This is a genomic window from Streptomyces sp. NPDC005811 (assembly GCF_040630405.1).
Taxonomy (GTDB): domain Bacteria; phylum Actinomycetota; class Actinomycetes; order Streptomycetales; family Streptomycetaceae; genus Streptomyces.
The window spans coordinates 1-23418 of sequence record NZ_JBEXXK010000006.1; the positions used below are offsets into that span (position 1 = coordinate 1).

General features: G+C 71.5%; 19 protein-coding genes. 10 read left to right on the top strand and 9 right to left on the bottom strand.

Going from position 1 to position 23418, the window contains the following annotated elements; all coding sequences use genetic code 11:
- Window positions 1-148: 148 nt before the first annotated feature.
- Genes ABZ490_RS08025 through ABZ490_RS08045 form a run of 5 tightly spaced genes read right to left on the bottom strand, consistent with a single transcriptional unit; the run spans window position 149 to window position 5735 of the window.
- The gene (locus ABZ490_RS08025) at window positions 149-1459 is read right to left on the bottom strand and encodes a DUF58 domain-containing protein (RefSeq protein ID WP_358985997.1); all 1311 of its coding nucleotides are present in this window, start codon (window positions 1457-1459) and stop codon (window positions 149-151) included.
- Window positions 1459-2451, bottom strand: a complete 993-nt coding sequence (locus ABZ490_RS08030) for a MoxR family ATPase (protein WP_358986001.1) — start codon at window positions 2449-2451, stop codon at window positions 1459-1461. Before ABZ490_RS08030 ends, ABZ490_RS08025 begins: the two co-directional genes overlap by 1 nt.
- The gene (locus ABZ490_RS08035) at window positions 2448-3644 is read right to left on the bottom strand and encodes a DUF4350 domain-containing protein (protein WP_358986004.1); all 1197 of its coding nucleotides are present in this window, start codon (window positions 3642-3644) and stop codon (window positions 2448-2450) included. The genes ABZ490_RS08030 and ABZ490_RS08035 overlap by 4 nt, the downstream gene beginning before the upstream one ends.
- Window positions 3641-4372, bottom strand: coding sequence for a DUF4129 domain-containing protein (locus ABZ490_RS08040; RefSeq protein WP_358986007.1), 732 nt, complete (start codon window positions 4370-4372; stop codon window positions 3641-3643). The genes ABZ490_RS08035 and ABZ490_RS08040 overlap by 4 nt, the downstream gene beginning before the upstream one ends.
- A 4-nt stretch (window positions 4373-4376) precedes the next feature.
- Window positions 4377-5735, bottom strand: coding sequence for a glycerophosphoryl diester phosphodiesterase membrane domain-containing protein (locus tag ABZ490_RS08045; protein ID WP_358986010.1), 1359 nt, complete (start codon window positions 5733-5735; stop codon window positions 4377-4379).
- A gap of 140 nt (window positions 5736-5875) precedes the next feature.
- Between ABZ490_RS08045 and mtnA the strand changes: the two genes are divergently transcribed.
- The 7 genes from mtnA to ABZ490_RS08080 all read left to right on the top strand — a co-directional run bounded on the left by mtnA (window position 5876) and on the right by ABZ490_RS08080 (window position 14869).
- Entirely contained in the window at window positions 5876-7018 is a 1143-nt protein-coding gene (gene mtnA, locus ABZ490_RS08050; protein WP_358986013.1) for an S-methyl-5-thioribose-1-phosphate isomerase, read from the top strand.
- A 114-nt stretch (window positions 7019-7132) separates the two neighbouring features.
- Window positions 7133-7822 (top strand): two-component system response regulator MtrA, encoded by a 690-nt coding sequence (gene mtrA, locus ABZ490_RS08055; protein WP_187283109.1) that lies wholly within the window; start codon window positions 7133-7135, stop codon window positions 7820-7822.
- A gap of 1 nt (window position 7823) precedes the next feature.
- Complete coding sequence (gene mtrB / locus ABZ490_RS08060; protein ID WP_358986018.1) at window positions 7824-9977, top strand: MtrAB system histidine kinase MtrB; 2154 nt, start codon at window positions 7824-7826, stop codon at window positions 9975-9977.
- Window positions 9967-11805, top strand: coding sequence for an LpqB family beta-propeller domain-containing protein (locus ABZ490_RS08065; RefSeq protein WP_358986021.1), 1839 nt, complete (start codon window positions 9967-9969; stop codon window positions 11803-11805). The genes mtrB and ABZ490_RS08065 overlap by 11 nt, the downstream gene beginning before the upstream one ends.
- A gap of 172 nt (window positions 11806-11977) precedes the next feature.
- A complete protein-coding gene (locus ABZ490_RS08070; protein ID WP_358986024.1) occupies window positions 11978-12904 on the top strand; it encodes a ComF family protein in 927 nt (308 codons plus the stop codon).
- A 313-nt stretch (window positions 12905-13217) separates the two neighbouring features.
- Window positions 13218-13910: a ribosome-associated translation inhibitor RaiA gene (raiA, locus tag ABZ490_RS08075; RefSeq protein ID WP_358986027.1), complete on the top strand. Its 693-nt coding sequence runs from the start codon at window positions 13218-13220 to the stop codon at window positions 13908-13910.
- Between the two features lie 212 nt (window positions 13911-14122).
- A complete protein-coding gene (locus ABZ490_RS08080) occupies window positions 14123-14869 on the top strand; it encodes a response regulator transcription factor (protein ID WP_358986030.1) in 747 nt (248 codons plus the stop codon).
- A 24-nt stretch (window positions 14870-14893) separates the two neighbouring features.
- Here the strand turns inward: ABZ490_RS08080 and ABZ490_RS08085 are convergent, their stop codons facing one another.
- Complete coding sequence (locus ABZ490_RS08085; protein ID WP_358986034.1) at window positions 14894-16078, bottom strand: crosslink repair DNA glycosylase YcaQ family protein; 1185 nt, start codon at window positions 16076-16078, stop codon at window positions 14894-14896.
- A 128-nt stretch (window positions 16079-16206) separates the two neighbouring features.
- Window positions 16207-16788: a GNAT family protein gene (locus tag ABZ490_RS08090; RefSeq protein WP_358986037.1), complete on the bottom strand. Its 582-nt coding sequence runs from the start codon at window positions 16786-16788 to the stop codon at window positions 16207-16209.
- Between the two features lie 342 nt (window positions 16789-17130).
- On the opposite strand from ABZ490_RS08090, the gene secA reads away from it, so the two are divergent.
- The gene (gene secA, locus ABZ490_RS08095; protein ID WP_358986040.1) at window positions 17131-19974 is read left to right on the top strand and encodes a preprotein translocase subunit SecA; all 2844 of its coding nucleotides are present in this window, start codon (window positions 17131-17133) and stop codon (window positions 19972-19974) included.
- Window positions 19975-20072: 98 nt separating this feature from the next.
- Here the strand turns inward: secA and ABZ490_RS08100 are convergent, their stop codons facing one another.
- Window positions 20073-20699: an Rv3235 family protein gene (locus ABZ490_RS08100; RefSeq protein WP_358986749.1), complete on the bottom strand. Its 627-nt coding sequence runs from the start codon at window positions 20697-20699 to the stop codon at window positions 20073-20075.
- 426 nt (window positions 20700-21125) lie between these two features.
- On the opposite strand from ABZ490_RS08100, the gene ABZ490_RS08105 reads away from it, so the two are divergent.
- Together ABZ490_RS08105 and ABZ490_RS08110 are read left to right on the top strand one after the other, a co-directional pair.
- A complete protein-coding gene (locus ABZ490_RS08105; protein ID WP_358986043.1) occupies window positions 21126-21641 on the top strand; it encodes a hypothetical protein in 516 nt (171 codons plus the stop codon).
- A gap of 96 nt (window positions 21642-21737) precedes the next feature.
- Entirely contained in the window at window positions 21738-22409 is a 672-nt protein-coding gene (locus ABZ490_RS08110) for an HAD family hydrolase (RefSeq protein ID WP_358986046.1), read from the top strand.
- Window positions 22410-22511: 102 nt separating this feature from the next.
- On the opposite strand, the gene ABZ490_RS08115 is transcribed toward ABZ490_RS08110, so the two are convergent.
- Entirely contained in the window at window positions 22512-23078 is a 567-nt protein-coding gene (locus ABZ490_RS08115; RefSeq protein WP_358986049.1) for a DJ-1/PfpI family protein, read from the bottom strand.
- Window positions 23079-23418 lie beyond the last annotated feature (340 nt).

Sequence of the window (23418 nt, forward strand, 5' to 3'; positions counted from 1 at the left end):
GGTACTGCAGGGGGGACCCTGTGGGAGAGTAGGACACCGCCGAACAATCATTCCGGGAAACCCCCGCACCGTATGGTGCGGGGGTTTTCTGCGTTCAGGGCATAAGGCATTTGGATTTTCGCGGGCTCCGCAGGAGAGCCCGCTTTTCTTATAGCCGCCCTGTTGCCTTCAGCGCCAGGTAGGCGTCGGCGAGGGCCGGGGCGAGGTCGTTCGGAGTCGCGTCCACGACGGTGACTCCGTGCCGGCGGAGTTGTTCGGCTGTGCGGTGGCGTTCCGCCTGGGCCTGGGCGGCGGATGCAGCGTCGTAGACCGCGTCGGCGCTGCCGCGGGAGGTGGCCATGAGGGCGATGTGGGGGTCGGCGACCGATGCGACGAGGACGGTGTGGCGCTGCGTGAGCTGAGGGAGGACGGGGAGGAGGCCTTCCTCGACGGGCGCGGCGTCGAGTGTGGTCAGCAGGACGATGAGGGACCGGCGAGGTGCCGTACGGAGTGCGGTGGTGATGAGAGTCCTGGCGTCCGTCTCGACCAGTTCGGGTTCGAGGGTGGCCATGGCGGCGACGAGGGAGGGCAGGACGTCGCGGGCCGAGCGGCCTTGGACGAGGGCCCGTACCCGCCGGTCGTAGGCGAGGAGGTCGACGCGGTCGCCGGCGCGGGAGGCGAGGGCGGCGAGGAGGAGGGCGGCGTCCATGGAGGCGTCGAGGCGGGGGGCGTCGCCGACACGGGCGGCGGATGTGCGGCCGGTGTCCAGGACCAGAAGGATGTGGCGGTCGCGTTCGGGGCGCCAGGTGCGGACGGCGACGGTGGAGTGGCGGGCTGTGGCGCGCCAGTCGATGGAGCGGGTGTCGTCGCCGGGGACGTATGCGCGCAGGCTGTCGAACTCGGTGCCCTCGCCGCGGGTGAGGGCGCTGGTGCGGCCGTCGAGTTCGCGGAGGCGGGCCAGTTTCGAGGGCAGGTGCTTGCGGCTGGTGAACGGGGGCAGGACGCGTACCGTCCAGGGGACCTTGTGGGTGCCTTGGCGGGCCAGGAGGCCGAGGGGGCCGTAGGAGCGGATGGTGACGCGGTCGGCCTGGCGGTCTCCGCGGCGGGTGGGGCGCAGGCGCGTGGTGATGCGGCGGCGTTCGCCGGCGGGGACGGTCAGCTGGTGGCGGGAGGCTTCGGTCTCGGTGCCGGGCTCCCAGCTGCTGGGCGGCCAGGCGTCGCGGAGGCGGGCGCGCAGGGGGCGGCGGGAGGGGTTGGTGAGGGTCAGGGTGACGTCTGCGGGCTCACCGAGGCGTGCGGTGGTGTCACCGGAGCGGGTGAGGCGCAGGGGGCGTACGGGAGCCGCCAGGGCGTAGTCGCAGGCGCAGGCCAGGGCGAGGGGGGCGTTGACGGCGAGGAGGCCCGTCCAGCTGGGTTCCCAGATGCCGACGGGGAGGGAGCCGAGGGCCGCGAGGAGGGCGGCGCGTCCGGTGAGTGCCATCAGCGGGGCACGGGAACGTGGGCGAGGAGTGCGGTGATGACGGAGTCGGCTGTCACGCCTTCCATTTCGGCTTCCGGGCGGAGCTGGACGCGGTGGCGGAGGGTGGGGAGGGCGAGGGCTTTGACGTCGTCGGGGATGACGTAGTCGCGGCCGGTGAGCCAGGCCCACGCGCGGGAGGTGGCGAGGAGGGCGGTGGCGCCGCGGGGCGACACGCCGAGGGTGAGGGAGGGGGATTCGCGGGTGGCGCGGCAGATGTCGACGACGTACGCGGTGATCTCGGGGGAGATCGTCGTCTTGGCGACGGCCGCGCGGGCCGCTTCCAGGTCGGCGGGGCCGGCGACGGGGCGTACGCCGGCGGCGTGGAGGTCGCGCGGGTTGAAGCCCTCGGCGTGGCGGGTGAGGACGTCGATCTCTTCCTGGCGGGAGGGGAGAGGGATCGTCAGTTTCAGGAGGAAGCGGTCGAGTTGGGCTTCGGGGAGGGGGTAGGTGCCCTCGTACTCGACGGGGTTCTGGGTGGCGGCGACGAGGAACGGGTCGGGCAGGGGGCGGGGGGTGCCGTCGACGGTGACCTGCCGTTCCTCCATGGCCTCCAGAAGGGAGGACTGGGTTTTCGGCGGGGTGCGGTTGATCTCGTCGGCGAGGAGGAGGTGGGTGAAGACCGGGCCGGGCTGGAAGGAGAACTCGGCGGTGCGCGCGTCGTAGACGAGGGAGCCGGTGATGTCGCTCGGCATGAGGTCGGGGGTGAACTGGACGCGTTTGGTGTCGAGTTCGAGTGCGGAGGCGAGGGCGCGGACGAGCAACGTTTTGGCCACTCCGGGGACTCCTTCAAGGAGAACGTGTCCGCGGCAGAGGAGGGCGACGACGAGGCCGGTCACGGCGGGGTCCTGGCCGACCACGGCCTTGGAGATCTCGGCGCGCAGGGCCTCCAGGGAGGCGCGGGTGCGGCCCGGGTCCCCGGTGTTCCCGGCGTTGTCGGTGGTCGGGTCCATCATGGACGGCGTACCTCTCTTTCGAGGGCGTCGAGTTGGTCGGCGAGTGCGATGAGGGCCGTGTCGTCGCTGGGCGGCGGGCCGAAGAGAAGGGAGTGCAGGGGCTGTCCGCCGGACTGGAGGCGGGCGGACAGGGCGGGGAGGAGTGCTTCGGGCGTGTGTGCCTGGGCGACGGGGACGCCTGCGAGAGGGGCGAGTCGGGTGCGGGTGGTGGAGCGAAGAGCGGTGGACGCGCGGTCGCGGGCGCGGGCTTTGCGGTAGAGGCGGGCGCGGCCTTCGACGGTTTCGGAGGCGCGGATCGCCACGGGGAGTTTCTCGGGGACGAGCGGGCCGAGTCGGCGTGCCCGCCAGAGGGCGGCGAGGGCTGCCGCGACGAAGAGTTGGAGGGTGCCCCAGAGCCAGCCGGAGGGCAGCAGGTCGACGAACGTCTTCTCGTCGCCGGGTTCGGTGGCGGAGGTGTCGGAGAGTGAGGGGAGGTACCAGGTCAGATGGGGGCGGGAGCCGAGGAGTTGGAGGGCGAGCGAGGCGTTGCCCTGCTGGTCGAGTCGGGTGTTGTAGAGGATGTCGGGTGCGCCGAGGACGATGGTGTCGCCGCTCGCGGGGGTGTCCGGGATGCGCAGGAGGGTGGCCAGGCGCTGGCTGGGATAGCACGTGTCGGCGTCGAGGTGGCGGGTGCTGTAGCGGATGCCGCCGGTCTCGGCGGTGCCGGCGCGGCGGGCCTCGGGCAGGGCGCAGTCGGGCGTGAGGGTGGAGCCGCGGCTGGTGGCCGGGTCCGCGGTGACTCCGGGGGCGAGGGTGGAGACGGAGGGGCTGCCGGGGGCGACGAGGACGGTGCGGCCGCCGGAGCCGGAGGTCGCGGTGTGCAGTTCCTGCTGCTGGCGTTCCGTCAGAAGGTCGGGGGAGGCGACCAGGAGGGTGGTGTCGGGGCCGGTCGCGGCGCGGGCCTCGGCGAGGGTGGTGACGACATGGGTGGACACGCCGCGGTCGGCGAGGAGTTCGGCGACGGCGCGGCTGCCGTAGGGGTCGGCGGAGCGGGGGTCGAGGGCGCCGTGCCGGGCGTCGGAGCGCAGGACGGCGAGTGTGACGCCGGCCGCCAGGAGGAGCGTGACGGCGAGGGCCACTCCTCGCGTGCGGGTCCACACCTGGCGGGCGGTGGGCGAGGCGGCGGTGGAGGGGAGTGTGGCCTCGGCGGTCATCCGGCGGCTCCCCGGCGGGTGGTGGGGGGAGTGTCGGCGGTGCTGCTCGTGGTGAGCAGGGGTCTGGTGTGTTCCAGGTCGTGGTCGAGTTCGGCGATGTGGCGGTACGCCTGTTCGGTGGCCGGGCGGCCTCCGTACGTCACGTCGTCGAAGGCGCGGGCGGCGGCGTGGAGTCGGTCGCCGTGGGCGGGGAGGGTGCGGCCGGCTTCCGCGGCGGCCTCGTCGGCGGTGCGGCCGGGGCGGATGTCGAGGAGGGCGCGTTCCTCGAGGGAGCGGACCACGGCACGCATGCGTTCCTGGAGGGCATGGCTCCAGTGGCCCTGGGAGGCGTGCGCCTCGGCGGCGGCGCGGTGTTCGGCGGCGGTGCGGGGGCGGTCGTCGAACAGGGTGGCGGTGGAGGTGGGTTGGCGGTGGGGGGTGCCCAGGCGCCACCACAGGGCGCCCACCACGGCCACGACGGCCGCGAGGACGACCAGCAGCCCGACGGTGCCCCCTGGAGTGGCACCGGACGCGGTGGCGAACAGGTCGCCGATCCAGTCCCAGAGCGTGTTGAGGGCGCGCTGGAGGAGGCTCGGGTCGTGCTCGTGGTACAGGCGTTCGGACAGTTCGCGCCGGGCCGCCTCGCGCGCGGGATCGCGCGGGATGGTCAGCGGAGGCGCGTCGTCGGAGCGGACGAGTGTGCCGTGCGGAAGTGGTGGTGCGGTGAGGGTTCCCCCCGTCAGGCTCACCGCATCAGCTCCCCGCGGTGGTGCCGGGGTCGGGGGAGCCGTGGCCCTGGACACCGGCGGCACGGGCCAGGTCGAGGTCGAGGGCCTCGCGCCGGATGCGCTGGTCGATGTAGAGGAGGACGACGACCCCGGCCGCGATCGGGAAGGTGATCATGGAGCCGATCACCGAGCCGATACCGCTGACGATCAGGTAGGTCCAGCCGTAGTCGCCCGTGCCGTCGACGAGGCCGCCGACGCCGCTGTCGCTCATCGCGGCGCCGGCGAAGGCGAACGGGACGAGGACGATCGTGGCGACGATGTTGGCGATGATCAGGGCGAGCAGCTGGATGCCGAAGACCCGCCACCAGGAGCCGCGGACGAGTTTGGCGGAGCGGCCCATCGCCTTCGTGATGCTCTGCTTCTCCAGCATCAGCGCGGGCGAGGAGAGGGAGAGGCGGACCAGCAGCCACAGGGCGACGAAGACCGCGGCAAAGGTGCCGAGGACCGAGAGCGCGGCCCCGCCCTCACCGGCCCCGGCGGCGCTCACCAGGATGCCGGGCAGTGCGCCGGCGGCGCCCACCGCGCCCGCGATGAGCAGCAGCAGGAAGATCAGGCCGAACAGCCGGGGGATCCGGGGACGGGCATCGCGCCAGGCGTCGCCGAGGGTGACCGGCTTGCCGAGGACCGCGCGGCTGATGACGGCCGTGAGCAGGGCTGTCGCGAAGATGGTGCCGACCAGCGAGACCAGCAGCAGGACACCGGAGTTGAGCAGGACGTCGCCCATGGCGCGGGTCTGCTCGTCGAGGGTGGCGCTGGGGTCGCTGAGGGCGGAGGTGTCCGTGGTGTGGTCCAGGACCAGTCCCTGGAGCAGGACGACGATGACCTCGGTGACGATTGCGACGGTCAGCGAGATGCCCAGCACCGTGCGCCAGTAGGTGCGCATGGTGGCGACTGCGCCGTCGAGGATCTCGCCGACGCCGAGCGGGCGCAGCGGGATCACACCGGGCTTCGCCGCGGGCGGCGGACCGCCCCAGCCGTTGCCCCAGGCCGGGTAGGGGGCGTAGCCCGGGTGGCCGTGGGGCGCACCGCCGTACGGGCCGGCGGGCGGGCGGCTGCCCCAGCCCGGGCCGGGCGGTGGGGGCGGCGGAGGCTGGACGGGGTTCTGCGGGGCGGCCTGACCCGGGTGCTGGGGGCCTGCGGGCGCGGACCACTGGCCGGGGGGCGGCTGCTCCTTGGACCACTTCGCCTGGGGGTCCGGTGGATTCGCGGTCGACCGGCCCTCGGGCTGCGTGTCGGTGGGCTGGTCTGCGGGGTCGGACGCGCCGGGCTCCCGCCCGTCGGACGGGGCGGATCCGGGCGAGGCCCAGCCCGGAGTGTCTTTCATCGTCGCTCCTTCACGATGCCCGTCCGCGGGCGCGGTGGCAGGTTGGCTGCCATCGTGCCATGGGGTGGTCATCGGGAGACCGGCCGCGGTAGGGGCTGCACACCTTCAATTGTCCGCCGGACTATGGGCAGACTGACCGCATGGCTGATCAGTACGCGCGATCCGGTGAGGACAAGCGGCAGGCCGAGATACCGGCGATCCGTTGGGAAGAGCCGCCCGAAGGCCCCGTGCTGGTGCTTCTGGACCAGACGAGGCTGCCGGCCGAGGAGGTCGAGCTGGTCTGTACGGACGCGTCGGCGCTGGTGGAGGCGATCCGCTCGCTGGCCGTGCGGGGGGCGCCGCTGCTCGGCATCGCCGGGGCGTACGGTGTCGCGCTCGCCGCCGCCCGGGGCTTCGACGTGGAGGAGGCGGCCACCGCGCTGGCCGGAGCACGGCCCACCGCGGTGAACCTGTCCCTCGGCGTGAACCGGGCCCGGGCCGCTTACCGGGCGGAGCTGGCGGGGGGAGGAGATCCGGCGCGGGGGGCGCAGGCCGCGCTGGCGGCGGCTCGGCGGCTGCACCGGGAGGACGCCGAGGCCAGCACCCGGATGGCCGGGCACGGGCTGGCGCTTCTGGACGAGCTGCTGCCCGGCGGCGGGCACCGGATCCTCACGCACTGCAACACCGGCTCGCTGGTGTCGGGCGGGGAAGGGACGGCGTTCGCCGTGGCCCTGGCCGCGCATCGGGTGGGGCGGCTGCGGCGGCTGTGGGTGGACGAGACGCGTCCGCTGCTGCAGGGCGCCCGCCTGACCGCGTACGAGGCGGCGCGCAGCGGTATGGCGTACACCCTGCTGACGGACAACGCGGCGGGATCGCTGTTCGCGGCGGGTGAGGTGGACGCGGTGCTGATCGGGGCGGACCGGATCGCGGCCGACGGTTCGGTGGCGAACAAGGTGGGGAGCTATCCGCTCGCGGTGCTCGCGCGGTACCACCATGTGCCGTTCATCGTGGTCGCGCCGGTGACGACCGTCGACCCGCACACGGCGAGCGGGGCGGCGATCGAGGTCGAGCAGCGCCCCGGGTTCGAGGTGACCGAGGTGACGGCGCCACAGGCGCCGGTGACGGGAGCGGGAGGCGGGATTCCGGTGGCGCCGCTGGGGACCCAGGCGTACAACCCGGCGTTCGACGTGACGCCGCCGGAGCTGGTGACGGCGATCGTGACGGAGGAGGGCGCGGTGTCGCCGGTGACGGCCGAAGGACTCGCCGAACTGTGCGCGAGGGCCCGTCCCGGGACGGGTGCCTGATGCCCCGGAGATCACGGTCTGTCGGCGAGGGCAGACAGTGACGGTCCCGTACGACTATCGTCACCGGGCGGTGAGGCTTCTCACCTGCGTCACCTTCACCGTTATGAGAATGGGATGATGTCGTTTATGAAGGGACGAGTCCTTGTCGTCGACGACGACACCGCACTGGCCGAGATGCTCGGCATCGTGCTGCGTGGTGAAGGTTTTGAGCCGTCTTTCGTAGCCGACGGTGACAAGGCGCTGGCCGCGTTCCGCGAGGCGAAGCCCGATCTGGTGCTGCTGGATCTGATGCTGCCCGGACGGGACGGCATCGAGGTGTGCCGCCTGATCCGGGCGGAGTCCGGTGTGCCGATCGTGATGCTCACGGCGAAGAGCGACACCGTCGACGTGGTCGTCGGGCTGGAGTCCGGCGCCGACGACTACATCGTCAAGCCGTTCAAGCCGAAGGAGCTCGTCGCCCGCATCCGGGCGCGGCTGCGCAGGTCGGAGGAGCCGGCGCCGGAACAGTTGGCGATCGGTGACCTCGTGATCGACGTCGCCGGGCACTCCGTGAAGCGCGACGGGCAGTCCATCGCGCTGACACCGCTGGAGTTCGACCTGCTGGTCGCGCTGGCGCGCAAGCCGTGGCAGGTGTTCACCCGCGAAGTGCTCCTCGAACAGGTGTGGGGTTACCGGCACGCCGCCGACACCCGCCTGGTCAACGTGCACGTCCAGCGACTGCGCTCCAAGGTCGAGAAGGACCCCGAGCGCCCGGAGATCGTGGTGACCGTCCGAGGCGTCGGATACAAGGCGGGGCCGAGCTGACATGTCCGGGGACAGTGCCGCTTCGGCCCCCGGCCGGTCCGGGGTCCGACCGGAGCGGCCTGTCGGCCGGAAGACCATGGGTTCACGTTTCGGACGCCTCCTCGAAGGCGGGCTGCTCCAGGGCGGGATGCAGGGCAGCCCCGTCCTGCGCCTGCTGCTGCGCTGGGTGCGCCGGCCGCTGCTGCCCGTCATGCGGCTGTGGCGCCGCAACATCCAGCTCAAGGTCGTCGCGACCACCCTGCTGATGTCGCTGGGCGTCGTCCTGCTGCTCGGCTTCGTCGTCATCGGGCAGGTCCGCAACGGACTGCTCGACGCCAAGGTCAAGGCCTCCCAGAGCCAGGCCGCCGGCGGATTCGCCGTCGCCAAACAGAAGGCCGACGAGGCGGTCGCCGCAGGCGGCGGCGACGGGAACGCCATCGACAGCAGCTCCTCCCAGAACGTCACCGAGTGGATGAGCGAACTCGTGTCGTCGCTGTCCAGCGGCGGCCAGGGCGCCTTCGACGTCGTCACCCTCCCCCCGGGCGACGACAGCGGCGGCGGACCGGGACCCCGCTCCTCCGGCTACGTCGACCCCAACAAGAGCGTCCCCGAAGCCCTGCGCGACCACATCAACACCAACGCCGGAGCGGCCCAGAGCTACTCCCGCATCCTCTACAGCAACGACAAGGACTCCCAGCCGGCCCTCGTCATCGGCAAACAGCTCAACGACCCCAACGGCGACCCCTACGAGCTGTACTACCTCTTCCCGCTCACCCAGGAGGAGAAGTCCCTCAGCCTCGTCAAGGGCACCCTCGCGACCGCCGGCCTCTTCGTCGTCGTCCTCCTCGGCGCGATCGCCTGGCTCGTCGTACGGCAGGTCGTCACACCCGTCCGGATGGCCGCGGGCATCGCCGAACGGCTCTCCGCCGGACGTCTCCAGGAACGGATGAAGGTCACCGGCGAGGACGACATCGCCCGCCTCGGCGAGGCCTTCAACAAGATGGCGCAGAACCTCCAGCTCAAGATCCAGCAGCTGGAGGACCTCTCACGGATGCAGCGGCGCTTCGTGTCCGACGTGTCGCACGAGCTGCGCACACCGCTGACCACCGTACGGATGGCCGCCGACGTCATCCACGAGGCGCGGGAGGACTTCGACCCCGTCACCGCGCGCTCCGCCGAACTCCTCGCCGACCAGCTCGACCGGTTCGAGTCCCTGCTCGCCGACCTGCTGGAGATCAGCCGCTTCGACGCCGGCGCCGCCGCCCTGGAGGCCGAACCCATCGACCTGCGCGAGGTCGTCCGGCGCGTCGTCAGCGGCGCCGCGCCCCTCGCCGACCGCAAGGGCACGACCATCCGCGTGCTCGGCGACCAGCAGCCCGTCGTCGCCGAGGCCGACGCCCGGCGGGTCGAGCGCGTCCTGCGCAACCTCGTCGTCAACGCCGTCGAACACGGCGAGGGCAAGGACGTCGTCGTCAAGCTCGCCGCGGCCGGCGGGGCCGTCGCCGTCGCCGTACGCGACTACGGCGTCGGACTCAAGCCCGGCGAGGCCACCCGTGTCTTCAGCCGCTTCTGGCGCGCCGACCCGGCACGCGCGCGTACCACCGGCGGCACGGGCCTCGGACTGTCCATCGCCCTGGAGGACGCCCGGCTGCACGGCGGCTGGCTGCAGGCCTGGGGCGAACCCGGCGGCGGCTCACAGTTCCGCCTGACCCTGCCCAGGACCGCCGACGAACCGCTGCGGGGCTCGCCGATACCCCTGGAACCCAAGGACTCGCGGCGCAACCGCGGCCTCGGCGAATCCGGACAGGCCGGCCGGGGCGGCGAGAAGAGCGCCACCGTACCCGTGCAGCCCGCCCGGGAACCGCTCTCGCCCGCACACGCCCCGCTCGCCCCCCGCATGGCCACGGCCACGCCCACCGCCGACCCGACGGCCCTGCCCGGCAACGGCGCACGCGTCGTACCCCGGCCCGCTGCCGCCTCGGCGACCCGGAGCACCGACGAACCGGCCGGTGGCACCGCCGCGGAACGCACCGACGCGGCACACAGGGGCGCGACGCACACGGACACGGCACACAGGGACACGGCACACAGCGACGCCCCGGAGCACACCCCGGGCCGGCCGGACGCCGGACCGCAGGGCCCGGACGAACAAGGGGAGGCATTCCGTGGGCGCTGACCGCCAGAAGCGCGACCGGCGCACACCGGCGCGCGTGGTGGCGTACGCCGCCTGTGGTGTCGTACTGCTGGCCGGATGCGCCTCCATGCCCGACCGCGGCGATCTGCGGGACGTCGAGTCCACACCGCGCCAGGACACCCAGGTACGGGTGTTCGCCATGCCGCCCCGCGACGACGCCCCGCCCTCGGAGATCGTCCAGGGCTTCCTCGAGGCCCTGACCAGCGACGACCCCAGCTATGCGACGGCGCGGCAGTACCTGACCACCAGCGCCGCACAGACCTGGCAGCCGGAACTCTCCACCACCGTCCTCGCCGACGGACCCGGCGCCGAGGCCGGACGGTCGGGCGGCCGGGACGGCGACGACACCTCCTTCACTCTGACCGGCACGAAGGTCGCCACCGTCGACGCCCAGCAGTCGTACACACCCTCCTCCGGCGGCTACGACCAGACGGTCCACCTCACCCGCGACAAGAAGAGCGAACAGTGGCGCATCGACGTGCTCCCCCAGGGAGTCGTCATGGGCAAGTCGGACTTCCAGCGCAACTACATGTCCGTCAACAAGTACTACTTCGCCTCCAACACCACCTCCGCCGCCTCCGGGCAGCCCATGGCCGTCGCCGACCCCGTCTACGTACGGGAACGCGTCGACCCCACGACCCAGATGGTCCGCTCCCTCCTCGGCGGACCCACCAGCTGGCTCCGCCCGGTCGTCAGATCCAGCTTCCCCACCGGCACGGCACTGAGGAAGGGCGTCAGCGCACTCACGCCCGACGACCAGAACAAGCTCACCGTGCCGCTCAACGACAAGGCCGCCCACATCGGCCGGGGCAAGTGCTCCGAGATGGCCGCCCAGCTGCTGTTCACCATCCAGAGCGTCACCCCCACCGTGCAGGAGATCGCGCTGCGGGCCGGCGGCCGGCAACTGTGCTCGCTCAGCGACGACGCCGCCTCCGCCGTCGCCGCCCGCGGCAGCGAGGCCGACCCCGAGTACCTCTACTTCATCGACGGCCACCACCAGCTCCTCCGCATGCCCTCCGGAGCCGGCGGCAGCGGCAACGCCAAGGCCGACCCCGTCCCCGGCGCGCTCGGCGACGGCACCAAGCCGCTGCTCTCGGTGGCCGTGGCGCGCGACGAACACAGCGCCGCCGGGGTCACCCTCGACGGCAAGAGCCTCTACGTCACCTCCACCGTGACCAGCGGCTCCCTCGGCGACCCCGTCCTCACCAGCACCGGCAAGACCGAGGCCGACCGCCTCACCACCCCCACCTGGGACGCCCAGGGCGACCTGTGGATCGCCGACCGCAACCCCGTCGACCCCCGGCTCCTGCTCCTGCAGAAGGGCGGCGGCAAACCCGTCGAGGTGCTCACACCGCGCCTGGACGGCCGTATCAACGCCGTACGGGTCGCCGCCGACGGCGCGAGGATCGCGCTCGTCGTGGACAAGGACGGCAAGCAGTCCCTGCTCATCGGGCGCATCGAACGGTCCGCGGGCAGCGGAGACCAGCCGTCCGTGTCCGTGCAGGAACTGCGCTCCGCCACGCCCGAGCTGGAACAGGTCACGGCCGTGGCATGGGCCGGTGACAGCCGTCTCGTCGTGGTCGGGCAGGAATCCGGCGGCGTCGAACAGGTGCAGTACGTGCAGTGCGACGGCTCGATCCCCGAGTCCGGCACCCTGCCCGGCCTCACCGAGGTCACCAGCATCGCCGCCTCCGAGAACAGCGACAAACCCCTCTTCGCGACCTCCAAGGACGGACTGCTGTGGCTGCCCGGCGGGAGCGGGTGGCGCACGCTGAAGGAAACCGCCTCGACGGCGTTTTATCCGGGGTGATCCCTTCGGCGTCGGCCTTTCCGGGGCCGTCCTCCGATTTGGCCGGCCGGGCTCTCCGCGGGAGAGCCCGGCCGGCCTTTTATCTGACTTACCGGTCGGTTTTCCACAGGCCGCCGCCCACGGTTTTCCACAGGGGTGGCCGTCGCCTTCCCCCCTCGGCACAGTGGAGCACGTGGAAGGCGTTCGCACCTGGTGGCAGGAACTCAGCGGCCTCGTACTGCCGGCCGAGTGCGCGGGCTGCGGACGGGCCCGTACGGTGCTCTGCCCGCGGTGCCGGGGCGCACTCCACGGAAACCGGCCGCGGCGGGTACGGCCGGAACCGGAACCGGCCGGACTGCCCGCCGTACACGCGGCGGCGCCCTACGCGGACGAGGTCAGGGCGGTGCTGCTGGCGCACAAGGAAAGGGGTGGGCTGGGGCTGGCGGGGGTGCTGGGGGTGGCGGTGGCGGGGGCGGTGCGGGTGGGGGTGGGGGAGGCGGGGGTGGGGGAGGGGGAGGGCCCCCCGCCCCCGGCGCCCCTTCTCCTCCTGGTCCCCGTCCCCTCCTCCCCCGCCACCACCCGCGCCCGCGGCCACGACCCCGCCCGTCGTATCGCGCTCGCGGCGGCCGGGGAGCTGCGGCGGGCCGGGGTGCGGGCGCGGGTGGCGCCGGTGCTGCGGCAGCGCGGGCCGGTGGCCGATCAGGCGGGGCTGAACGCGCGTGAGCGGCAGGAGAACCTGGTGGGCGCGCTGGCGGTGGTGCGCGGGGGCGGGCGGTTGTTGTGCGGTGGGCCGGTGGTGCTCGTCGACGATCTGATGACGACGGGTGCCTCGCTCGCGGAGGCGGCGCGAGCGGTGCGGGCCGCGACGGCGGCGGAGCCTGTGGGACAGGCGCGGGGGCATCGTGTGACGGCGGACCCCCGTCCGATGGCGGTCCCCGGGCGGGTCCTCCGGGGTGGTCGTGGTGGGTCGGCCGTGTACGTCGGGGCCGGTCGGGAAGGGAGAGGGGTACGGCGGTTCGGGACGACGGAGGGAGTGGTGGGGGTGTGGCGTGGCGGTGACGTGCTCTGCGCGGCCGTGGTCGCGGCGTCGCCGGATTCCTTCGCAATAAACCGGAACTGACTGAGAACTTGCGTCGTTGCAGGTAATGACAGGGTCAATTCACCTGAACGGAGGTATGGCGCAGTAGAGGGTGACGACATCCGTCCGAGCGAGATATGTTCGGTTGTGAGGGAAAGCCGCAGGCCACACCTCTCATATCCGAATGCCGTGCTGCGGTTTGGGTAATCGTCCGTGGCACCTGGGGTGTAGATCTCGCCGATGGGGGAGGAGGAGGTGGAAGTCACCAAGTCCGAGGTTCCGGTGCTCACCGGCGCCTGGTGCAAAAGGGAGACGCTCCGCACTGAGGCGGAGTGATCCGGGAACGGAGTTCTGCGTGGACATCGTCGTCAAGGGCCGCAAGACCGAGGTGCCCGAGCGGTTCCGCAAGCACGTGGCCGAGAAGCTGAACCTGGAGAAGATCCAGAAGCTCGACGGCAAGGTGATCAGCCTCGACGTCGAGGTGTCCAAGGAGCCCAACCCCCGACAGGCCGACCGGTGCGAGCGAGTGGAGATCACGCTGCGCTCCCGTGGCCCCGTGATCCGGGCGGAGGCCGCGGCCAGCGACCCGTATGCGGCACTCGACCTGGCGGCGGAGAAGCTGGACGCCCAGCTGCGCAAGCAGCACGACAAGCGGTACACGCGCCGTGGCGCACGCCGGCTCAGCGCGGCAGAGGTTCCCGACCACGTCCCGGGCGTGGCGACGCTCAACGGCAACGGACACCCCGTTCCGGCCGAAGCATCGGACAGCGTGCCGACGAAGAAGATCGGTTCGCTGGAGGTGCAGGGCGATGGCCCGCTCGTGGTCCGCGAGAAGACCCACGTCGCCGCTGCGATGACTCTCGACCAGGCCCTCTACGAGATGGAACTGGTCGGCCATGACTTCTATCTTTTCGTCGACTCCGAGACCAAGCAGCCGAGCGTCGTCTACCGGCGCCACGCCTACGACTACGGCGTGATCCACCTCGACACGGACCCGATGGTCGCCCAGGCACACTCTCCCGAGGCGGGCGGGGCGCTGGGCGGCTGACCCTGCCCGGTGACAGTTGGTTGACGCGGTGTGCCCCTGGAGCGCTGTGTGCGCCCCCAGGGGCACCCGTGCGCGACCCTTCGGGGCAGCGCTCTGTCACCGCTTTGTCGTACGGGCATGGAATCATGGCCGGTGCGGCCCAATCGGTGGGCCGCAGCCTTGGGTTGGCGATGGCTCAGGACCACAGCCGCAGCCTTGCAGGGGGAGGAACGATGGCGGACAGCTTCGGACCGATGCGGGACGAGGATGCCGACGACGGCGTCGTCGGCATGGGCCCGGACGTGGGTGCTTCACGCAAGGAGCCGATCAGAGTCCTTGTCGTGGACGACCACGCCCTGTTCCGTCGGGGGCTGGAGATCGTGCTCGCGGCCGAGGAGGACATCCAGGTCGTCGGTGAGGCCGGGGACGGCGCGGAGGCCGTGGACAAGGCGGCCGATCTGCTGCCGGACATCGTGCTGATGGATGTGCGGATGCCCAAGCGTGGCGGTATCGAGGCCTGCACCTCCATCAAGGAGGTGGCTCCCAGTGCGAAGATCATCATGCTGACGATCAGCGACGAGGAGGCCGACCTCTACGACGCGATCAAGGCGGGGGCGACGGGCTATCTCCTGAAGGAGATCTCGACGGACGAGGTCGCCACCGCGATCCGGGCGGTCGCGGACGGGCAGTCGCAGATCAGCCCGTCGATGGCGTCGAAGTTGCTCACCGAGTTCAAGTCGATGATCCAGCGCACCGACGAGCGTCGGCTGGTGCCCGCGCCCCGGCTGACGGACCGTGAGCTGGAGGTGCTGAAGCTGGTGGCGACCGGGATGAACAACCGGGACATCGCCAAGGAGCTGTTCATCTCCGAGAACACCGTGAAGAACCATGTGCGCAACATCCTGGAGAAGCTGCAGCTGCACTCCAGGATGGAGGCGGTGGTGTACGCGATGCGGGAGAAGATCCTCGAGATCCGCTGAGGCCGGCGCAGCGGGTGAGGTCGGTCAGCGCAGGGCGGTGACCAGGGCGCGGGTCACCGCCTGGGTGAGGGCGTCGCGCAGTTCCGGTGCGTCGACCCGTTCCACGCGTACGTCCATGCAGTCGACCCAGCTCGCCGCCTCGACCAGTGCCTCCGCGACCGCGGGCACGGCTTTGGGGCTTTCCAGGCTGACCTGTCGGGCGACCAGGGTGTGGCCCTCGCGGGCCGGGTCCACGCGGCCCACGAGCCGGCCGCCGGCCAGGACGGGCATCGCGAAGTAGCCGTGGATCCGCTTGGGCTTGGGGACGTACGCCTCCAGGCGGTGGGTGAAGCCGAAGATCCGCTCGGTGCGTGCCCGTTCCCAGATGAGGGAGTCGAACGGGGACAGCAGGGTCGTACGGTGGCGGCCGCGCGGGGGTGCCGCCAGGGCCGCCGGGTCGGCCCAGGCCGGCTTGGACCAGCCTTCGACGGTGACCGGGACCAGGCCCGAATCGGCGATCACCGCGTCGACCTGTTCGCCCTTGAGGCGGTGGTAGTCGGCGATGTCCGCGCGCGTGCCGACGCCGAGGGACTGGCCGGCGAGGCGGACCAGGCGGCGCAGGCACTCGGTGTCGTCGAGTTCGTCGTGCAGCAGGTCGGCGGGGACGGCGCGCTCGGCGAGGTCGTAGACGCGTTTCCAGCCGCGGCGCTCCACGCAGACGACCTCGCCGTACATCAGGGCGCGTTCCACGGCGACCTTGGTGCCGGACCAGTCCCACCATTCGCTGGTCTTCTTCGCGCCGCCGAGTTCGGTGGCGGTGAGGGGGCCTTCCGCGCGGAGCTGTTTGACGACCTGGTCGTAGGTGCCCTCGGGGAGGTCGTGGTTCCAGTGGGGGCGGCCCCGGTAGGCGCGGCGGCGGAAGGCGAAGTGGGGCCATTCCTCGATGGGGAGGATGCAGGCGGCGTGGGACCAGTACTCGAAGGCGTGGGTGTCCTTCCAGTAGGCGTCCTCGACGGTCGTGCGGCCCACGCGTCCGAGGCGGGCGTAGGGGATCAGTTCGTGGGAGCGGGCGAGGACGGAGATGGTGTCGAGTTGCACCGCGCCGAGGTGGCGGAGGATGCCGCGGACGCCGGCCTTGCGGTCGGGGCTGCCGAGGAGGCCCTGGGCGCGCAGCGCGATCCTGCGGGCTTCGTCTGCGGAGAGCTCGGTGGCGGGGCGCGGGGTCGTCATGTCTCGCACGATAGGCGGTGGCACTGACAGCCCGGGGTGAGCTGGGGATTCGGCGGCGAGGGGGTGCCTGGCGAGGGTCTCAGGGGGGTCCTGGGGGTGTCAGGGGGGCGAGAGGTGCGAGATGTGTCCTACGGCGTGTGCCGGGCCGGTGGCGGCAGGTAGGGGGCCGCCGAGGGGAGGCCGAGGTCGGAGGGGAGGAGGGAGCCGACCCAGCAGTCGCGTCGTACGCCCTTGTTGTTGAGGGCTGAGCGGAGGGTGCCCTCCAGGGTGAAGCCGGCGGCCCGGGCGACCGCGCGGGAGGCCTGGTTGCCGACCTCGGCGCGCCATTCGACGCGGTCGACGGCGAGGTGGGTGAAGGCCCAGTGGGTGGCGGTGCGGGCGGCCTCGGTGGTGTAGCCGTGGCCGCGGTGTTCCTTGGCGGCCCAGAAGCCGATCTCGGCGGTGCCGAGGGAGCGCATGGTGAGGCCGAGCATGCCGGTGAGGGTTCCGTCGGGGAGGAACACGCCGAAGGTGTACATGGAGGCGTCGGCCCAGCCGTCGGGGGCGACCTGTTCGGTGAAGCTGTGGGCGTGTTCGGGGAGGTAGGGGGAGGGGAGGGTGGTCCAGCGCTGGATGTCGGGGTCCTGGGCGGCGGTGAGGACGGCGTCGGTGTCCTGGGGGCCGACGGGGCGCAGGACCAGGCGGTCGGTGGTGAGGGTGACGGGCTCCATCGGGAGATTGTGGTGGGGTGCGGCGGGTGGGCGCCATCGGTTTGCGGGGTCGTGCCCGCGCGCGTGGTGGGTGTCCCCGGGTGGGGGCGGGCCGTGCCGGTTGTGCGGGGTGTGAGCGGGTGATCACGATTCGCGCAATTCGTGGGCGGGGGGCGGCACCATCGGCGGGGGCCGGACGTTGTCCCGTTTGAAGAAGATTTTGGCGCGTGAGTGCGACAGTGTGCGGTCCTCGTCACGGCAGGCCTCCCGGCGTGGCGGGGTCCTCGCATACGATGGCCGTTGCTCAGTAAGTCAAATGGAAACCGACCGTGCCAGGCCCGACCGGCAAGGAGACCAACCCCCGTGTCCGTCCTCTCGAAGATCATGCGTGCAGGCGAAGGCAAGATCCTGCGCAAGCTGCACCGCATCGCGGACCAGGTCAACTCCATCGAAGAGGACTTCGTCGACCTCTCCGACGCCGAGCTGCGGGCCCTCACCGCGGAGTACAAGCAGCGGTACGCCGACGGCGAGTCCCTGGACGACCTGCTGCCCGAGGCGTTCGCCACGGTGCGTGAGGCGGCCAAGCGTGCGCTGGGGCAGCGTCACTACGACGTGCAGATCATGGGTGGTGCGGCCCTGCACCTCGGCTATGTCGCCGAGATGAAGACCGGTGAGGGCAAGACCCTCGTCGGTACGCTGCCCGCTTATCTGAACGCCCTGTCCGGCAAGGGTGTCCACCTGATCACGGTCAATGACTACCTGGCCGAGCGTGACTCCGAGATGATGGGGCGCGTCCACAAGTTCCTGGGTCTGGAAGTCGGCTGCATCCTGGCCAACATGACGCCGGCCCAGCGGCGCGAGCAGTACGCGTGCGACATCACGTACGGCACGAACAACGAGTTCGGCTTCGACTACCTGCGCGACAACATGGCGTGGGCGAAGGACGAGCTGGTGCAGCGGGGCCACAACTTCGCGATCGTGGACGAGGTCGACTCGATCCTGGTCGACGAGGCGCGTACGCCGTTGATCATCTCCGGTCCGGCCGACCAGGCGACGAAGTGGTACGGCGATTTCGCCAAGCTGGTGACGCGTCTGAAGAAGGGCGAGGCGGGCAACCCGCTGAAGGGCCTGGAGGAGACCGGCGACTACGACGTCGACGAGAAGAAGCGCACGGTCGCCATCCACGAGGCGGGTGTCGGCAAGGTCGAGGACTGGCTCGGCATCGACAACCTGTACGAGTCGGTGAACACGCCTCTGGTGGGCTACCTGAACAACGCCATCAAGGCGAAGGAGCTCTTCAAGAAGGACAAGGACTACGTCGTCATGGACGGCGAAGTCATGATCGTCGACGAGCACACCGGCCGTATCCTCGCCGGTCGCCGTTACAACGAGGGCATGCACCAGGCGATCGAGGCGAAGGAAGGGGTGGACATCAAGGACGAGAACCAGACGCTCGCGACGATCACCCTGCAGAACTTCTTCCGCCTCTACAAGCGGCACGACCACAACGGCAAGGAAGAGCCCGGTCTGTCCGGCATGACCGGTACGGCGATGACCGAGGCCGCCGAGTTCCACCAGATCTACAAGCTCGGCGTGGTGCCGATCCCGACGAACAAGCCGATGATCCGCAAGGACCAGTCGGACCTGATCTACCGCACCGAGGTCGCCAAGTTCGAGGCGGTCGTCGACGACATCGCGGAGAAGCACGAGAAGGGCCAGCCGATCCTCGTCGGCACGACGTCCGTCGAGAAGTCGGAGTACCTCTCGCAGCAGCTCTCCAAGCGGGGCATCCAGCACGAGGTGCTGAACGCCAAGCACCACGAGCGTGAGGCGTCGATCGTCGCCCAGGCGGGCCGCAGGGGTGCGGTGACGGTGGCCACCAACATGGCCGGCCGTGGTACGGACATCAAGCTCGGCGGCAACCCCGAGGACCTCGCGGACGCGGATCTGCGTCAGCGCGGTCTGGATCCCGAGGAGCACATCGAGGAGTGGGCGCACGCGCTGCCCGCCGCCCTGGAGAAGGCCGGGCAGGCCGTCAAGGCGGAGAAGGAAGAGGTCGAGGAGCTCGGCGGGCTGTACGTGCTGGGCACGGAGCGGCACGAGTCGCGTCGTATCGACAACCAGCTGCGTGGTCGTTCGGGCCGTCAGGGCGACCCGGGCGAGTCCCGGTTCTATCTGTCGCTGGGTGACGACCTGATGCGTCTGTTCAAGGCGCAGATGGTCGAGCGTGTGATGTCGATGGCGAACGTCCCGGACGACGTGCCGATCGAGAACAAGATGGTCACGCGCGCGATCGCGTCGGCGCAGTCGCAGGTCGAGCAGCAGAACTTCGAGACCCGTAAGAACGTTCTGAAGTACGACGAGGTCCTCAACCGTCAGCGTGAGGTCATCTACGGCGAGCGCCGTCGCGTCCTGGAGGGTGAGGACCTTCAGGAGCAGGTCGTGCACTTCATGGACGACACGATCGACGCGTATGTGTCCGCGGAGACCGCCGAGGGCTTCCCGGAGGACTGGGATCTGGACCGGCTGTGGGGCGCGTTCAAGCAGCTGTACCCGGTGAAGATCACGGTGGACGAGCTGGAGGAGGCGGCCGGTGACCGGGCGGGTCTGACGGCCGAGTTCATCTCCGAGTCCATCAAGGACGACATCCACGAGCAGTACGAGGAGCGGGAGACGCAGCTCGGCTCCGAGATCATGCGTGAGCTGGAGCGCCGGGTCGTGCTGTCGGTCCTGGACCGCAAGTGGCGTGAGCACCTCTACGAGATGGACTACCTCCAGGAGGGCATCGGTCTGCGCGCGATGGCGCAGAAGGACCCGCTGGTGGAGTACCAGCGCGAGGGCTTCGACATGTTCTCCGCGATGATGGACGGCATCAAGGAGGAGTCGGTCGGCTACCTGTTCAACCTGGAGGTCCAGGTCGAGCAGCAGGTCGAGGAGGTTCCGGTGGAGGACGCCGAGCCGGTCGACCTGGCCAAGCAGGACGTGGTGCCGGCGCAGGCGGGTGCGCGTCCGGAGATCCGTGCCAAGGGGCTCGACGCCCCGCAGCGGCGGAACCTGCACTTCTCGGCTCCGACGGTGGACGGCGAGGGCGGCACGATCGAGGGTGACTTCGACGACGAGGACGAGCCGGTGCGTTCCGAGGCCGACGGTCTCACGCGTGCGGAGCGCCGCAAGCAGGCGAAGGCGCGGGGGCGGCGCAAGAAGTAGGCGTCGCGCGTAAGGAGCCGTCGAGCGGTGTGAGGGCCGGGTCGCCTCGGGTGACCCGGCCCTTTCGTGTGTCCGGTGTCCGGGAGACGGTCCGGGGTTCAGTCGTCCTGGTCGCGGGGCCTGCGGGGGCCGTCGAGTTCCACGGCGGTGCAGCGCCAGCGGTGGTCGGTGCCGAGTTCCAGGCGGAAGGCCATGGCGCGCAGCCGGTCGCCGGTGCCGATCCGGGCGAAGGCCTCGATGGCGCCGGGGCGGGGGATGTAGTAGCCGATGTCCCGGACGGTGGGGCCGGGGCCGCGGGTGGTGCGCAGGGGGCCGCGTTCGGCGAGGTGGGAGAGGTCGTCGTAGGCGCTGCCGAGGGTGTGGCGGAGCATGGAGTGGACGGGTCGCCGGCCGCTGAGGACCGCGAGGAGGCGGTCGGCGAAGAGATCGGTGGGGCGGGGTTGCGGCGGGGCGGGAGAGGGGCGCTGGGGGCTTCGGGCGGGGGTGGCCGGAGCGGGGCGGCGGGTCGTGGGGGTGTGGCTCGTGGACGGGTGGCTCGTGGGGGTGTGGGGCGGGTGGGTCTGGCGGGTGCGGGGTGGGGTGCCCGCGGGGCGGCGGGGGTCGCGGCGGCCTGGTGGACGCGTCCCGGCGGTGGCGGGTGCCGCTGCGGGTGGGCGGGTGCCGGTCGCTGCGGGTGCCGCTGCGGGTCGGCGGGTGCCGGCTGTCGCGGGTGCCGCTGCGCCCACCCGTGCCGCCCCGGCGGCGCGACTGCCCGCGGCTTCGTCCGTGACAGGTGCGGCGGCTCGGTGGGCAGGGGTGTGCTTCCTCGTCATGACCTTGTTCATCGTGTCCCCGTCGGATCGACTTGATGGGTGGGCCGGCCCGACCTTCTACCGGTCGGTAACTTGCCGTCGTCGATCTTGTATGCGGTCGCGGTGAGTGAGGGCAAGGGGGCACAGAGTAGTGGGGCGGGTGAAGGGTGATTCACCTATCAGGGTGGCCGGAGGAGGGGAAAGCCCCGGTGGGAGCGGTGTGCGGGGTGAATTCCGGGGCGCGGGGTGGACGCTTCGGTGTCTGCGGGGAGGGGCCCGAAAGGGGACGGCCGCACGTATCCTGAAGGCCTCCGGGCCGAGCGTCCGGGCCGAATCCGACGACGAAAAGAGCGGCCTGCCATGCGCGTCTACGTCCCCCTGACCCTCCCCGGCCTCGCCGAGGCGCACAAGACGGGGGAGCTGGGGTCCGGGCCGCTCGTCGCCTACGCCGTCACGCCCGCGTTGCGCGAGTGGTACCTCTCCGACGACATCGAGGAACTGGAGTACGCGGCGCTGAGCCGGGCCGCGCTCGCCTCGCTGCGGCTGCTCGCGGCGGACGGGGGCGCGCCGCGCCGCAGGGTCGTGGTCGCCGTCGACGTACCCGACCGTGCGACCGAGGTGGACCCCGACCGCGGGCTGGACCCGGCGGCGCTCGGCGAGGTGCGGGTGTCGGGGGCGGTGACCCTGGCGAAGGCGGCCTCGGTGCACGTCGACGCCGGGGACGCGGAGGCCGACGTGGCCGCCGCGGCGCAGGCGCTCGGCGCGGCGGACGGCGGGGACGACGACGCCCAGTTCGTGGTGGACGGGGCCGAGGACCACGAGCTGCTGTGGTTCGCCACGCAGGAGATCCCGAACCTGGTCGGCGCCGGCGCCTGAGGGGCGCGGAGGACGACCGAGGGGGCGGGCGCCCGGGGCGGGGGCGCGAGGTCGCCTCCGCACTTGATTGTCGGTGCGGGCGGGTACGTTTGCTGCATGGGGAAACAGCAGGTGGCGGCGCACATCGTCTGGGACTGGAACGGGACGCTGCTCAATGACAACGACGCGATCATCGGGGCGACGAACGCGGCGTTCGCGGAGCTGGGCCTGGAGCCGCTGACGCTGGAGCGCTACCGCGCGCTGTACTGCGTGCCGGTGCCGAAGTTCTACGAGCGGCTCATGGGGCGGCTCCCCACGGACGCCGAGTGGGAGCTCATGGACGAGATCTTCCACCGGTACTACGCGCAGCACCGGGTGCGGTGCGGGCTCACCGACGGGGCGGTGGAGCTGCTCACGGGGTGGCGTTCGGCGGGGCGCAGCCAGTCCCTGCTGAGCATGTACGTGCACGAGGAACTGGTGCCGGTGGTGCGGGGCTTCGGCATAGAACCGCACTTCGTGCGGGTGGACGGCCGGGTCGGGCCGTCCGGGGGCAGCAAGGCGGAGCACATGGTGCGGCATCTCGCCGCGCTGGGGAAGTCGGTGGAGCCCGCCCGGACCGTGGTGATCGGGGACGCCGCCGACGACGCGGTGGCGGCGCTGCACGCGGGTGCGCGGGCCGTGCTCTACACCGGCGGCTCGCACAGCCGGGCGAGCCTGGAGGCGGTGGGCGTACCGGTCGTGGACACCCTGGAGGAGGCGGTGGAGGTCGCCTCGCGGGCGGCCGCCTGACGCTGCGGGCCGCCGCCTGACGCTGCGGGCGGCCGCCGACACCGCGGGCGGCCGCGTGGCGGTGCGGCGCCTCCGGGGAGCCGGCGCCGCACCCGGGAAGGGTCAGGTCGCCGGGGTCTTCGCGCGGAGCACCTTCAGGAACTCGCGCATCCAGGCCGGATGGTCGGGCCAGGCGCGGGAGGAGACCAGGGTGCCGTCGACCACGGCCTCGGTGTCCTGGAACGTGGCGCCGGCGGTCTGCATGTCGAGCTCCAGCGCGGGATAGGCGGTGACCCGGCGCCCCCTCAGCGCGTCGGCGGCCGCGGTGAGCAGGGGGCCGTGGCAGATCTGGGCGACGGGTTTGTCGGCGTCGAAGAACGACTTGAGGATCTTGCGGAGTTCGGGGTCGTTGCGCAGGTATTCGGGGGCGCGTCCGCCGGGGATGACGACGGCGGCGTACTGCCCGGGGTCGACCTCGGAGAAGGCGAGGTCGGCGGGCCAGGTGTAGCCGGGTTTCTCGGTGTAGGTGTCGAAGCCGGTCTCGAAGTCGTGGACGACGAACCGGAGCGTCTTGCGGGTGGGGGCGGCGATGTGGACCTCGTAGCCCTCTTCGCGCAGGCGTTGGTAGGGGTAGAGGACTTCCAGGGACTCCGCCGCGTCGCCGGTGACGATGAGGATCTTCGCGGGCATGGTGCGGCTCCTCTCTCGGGGGCGCTTCCAGCCTCAGGGTCTCTCGGTGGCGGCACCGGCGTCGACCCGTGCCCCTGTGCAGAACGTCAAAGTTCTGCCCCTTGTTTTGTACACATACGGCTCATGACGGGCCCCCGGTGGGGAGCGATAGCCTTAGTGGCGTGATCAGCGCGATAGTTCGCGGGGGTTCTGTTGCCCCTGCCCTGCGCCCGGTGTGTGCGGACCATCTCCGCGGCCGGGCGGCGGACGCTGGTTCTTGCGGGCGGGACAGGGGCGCAAGGTGCCCCGGGACGCCGTACACCCACGCGGAAGACGCGATGCGGAGAGCAGCGTCACACCT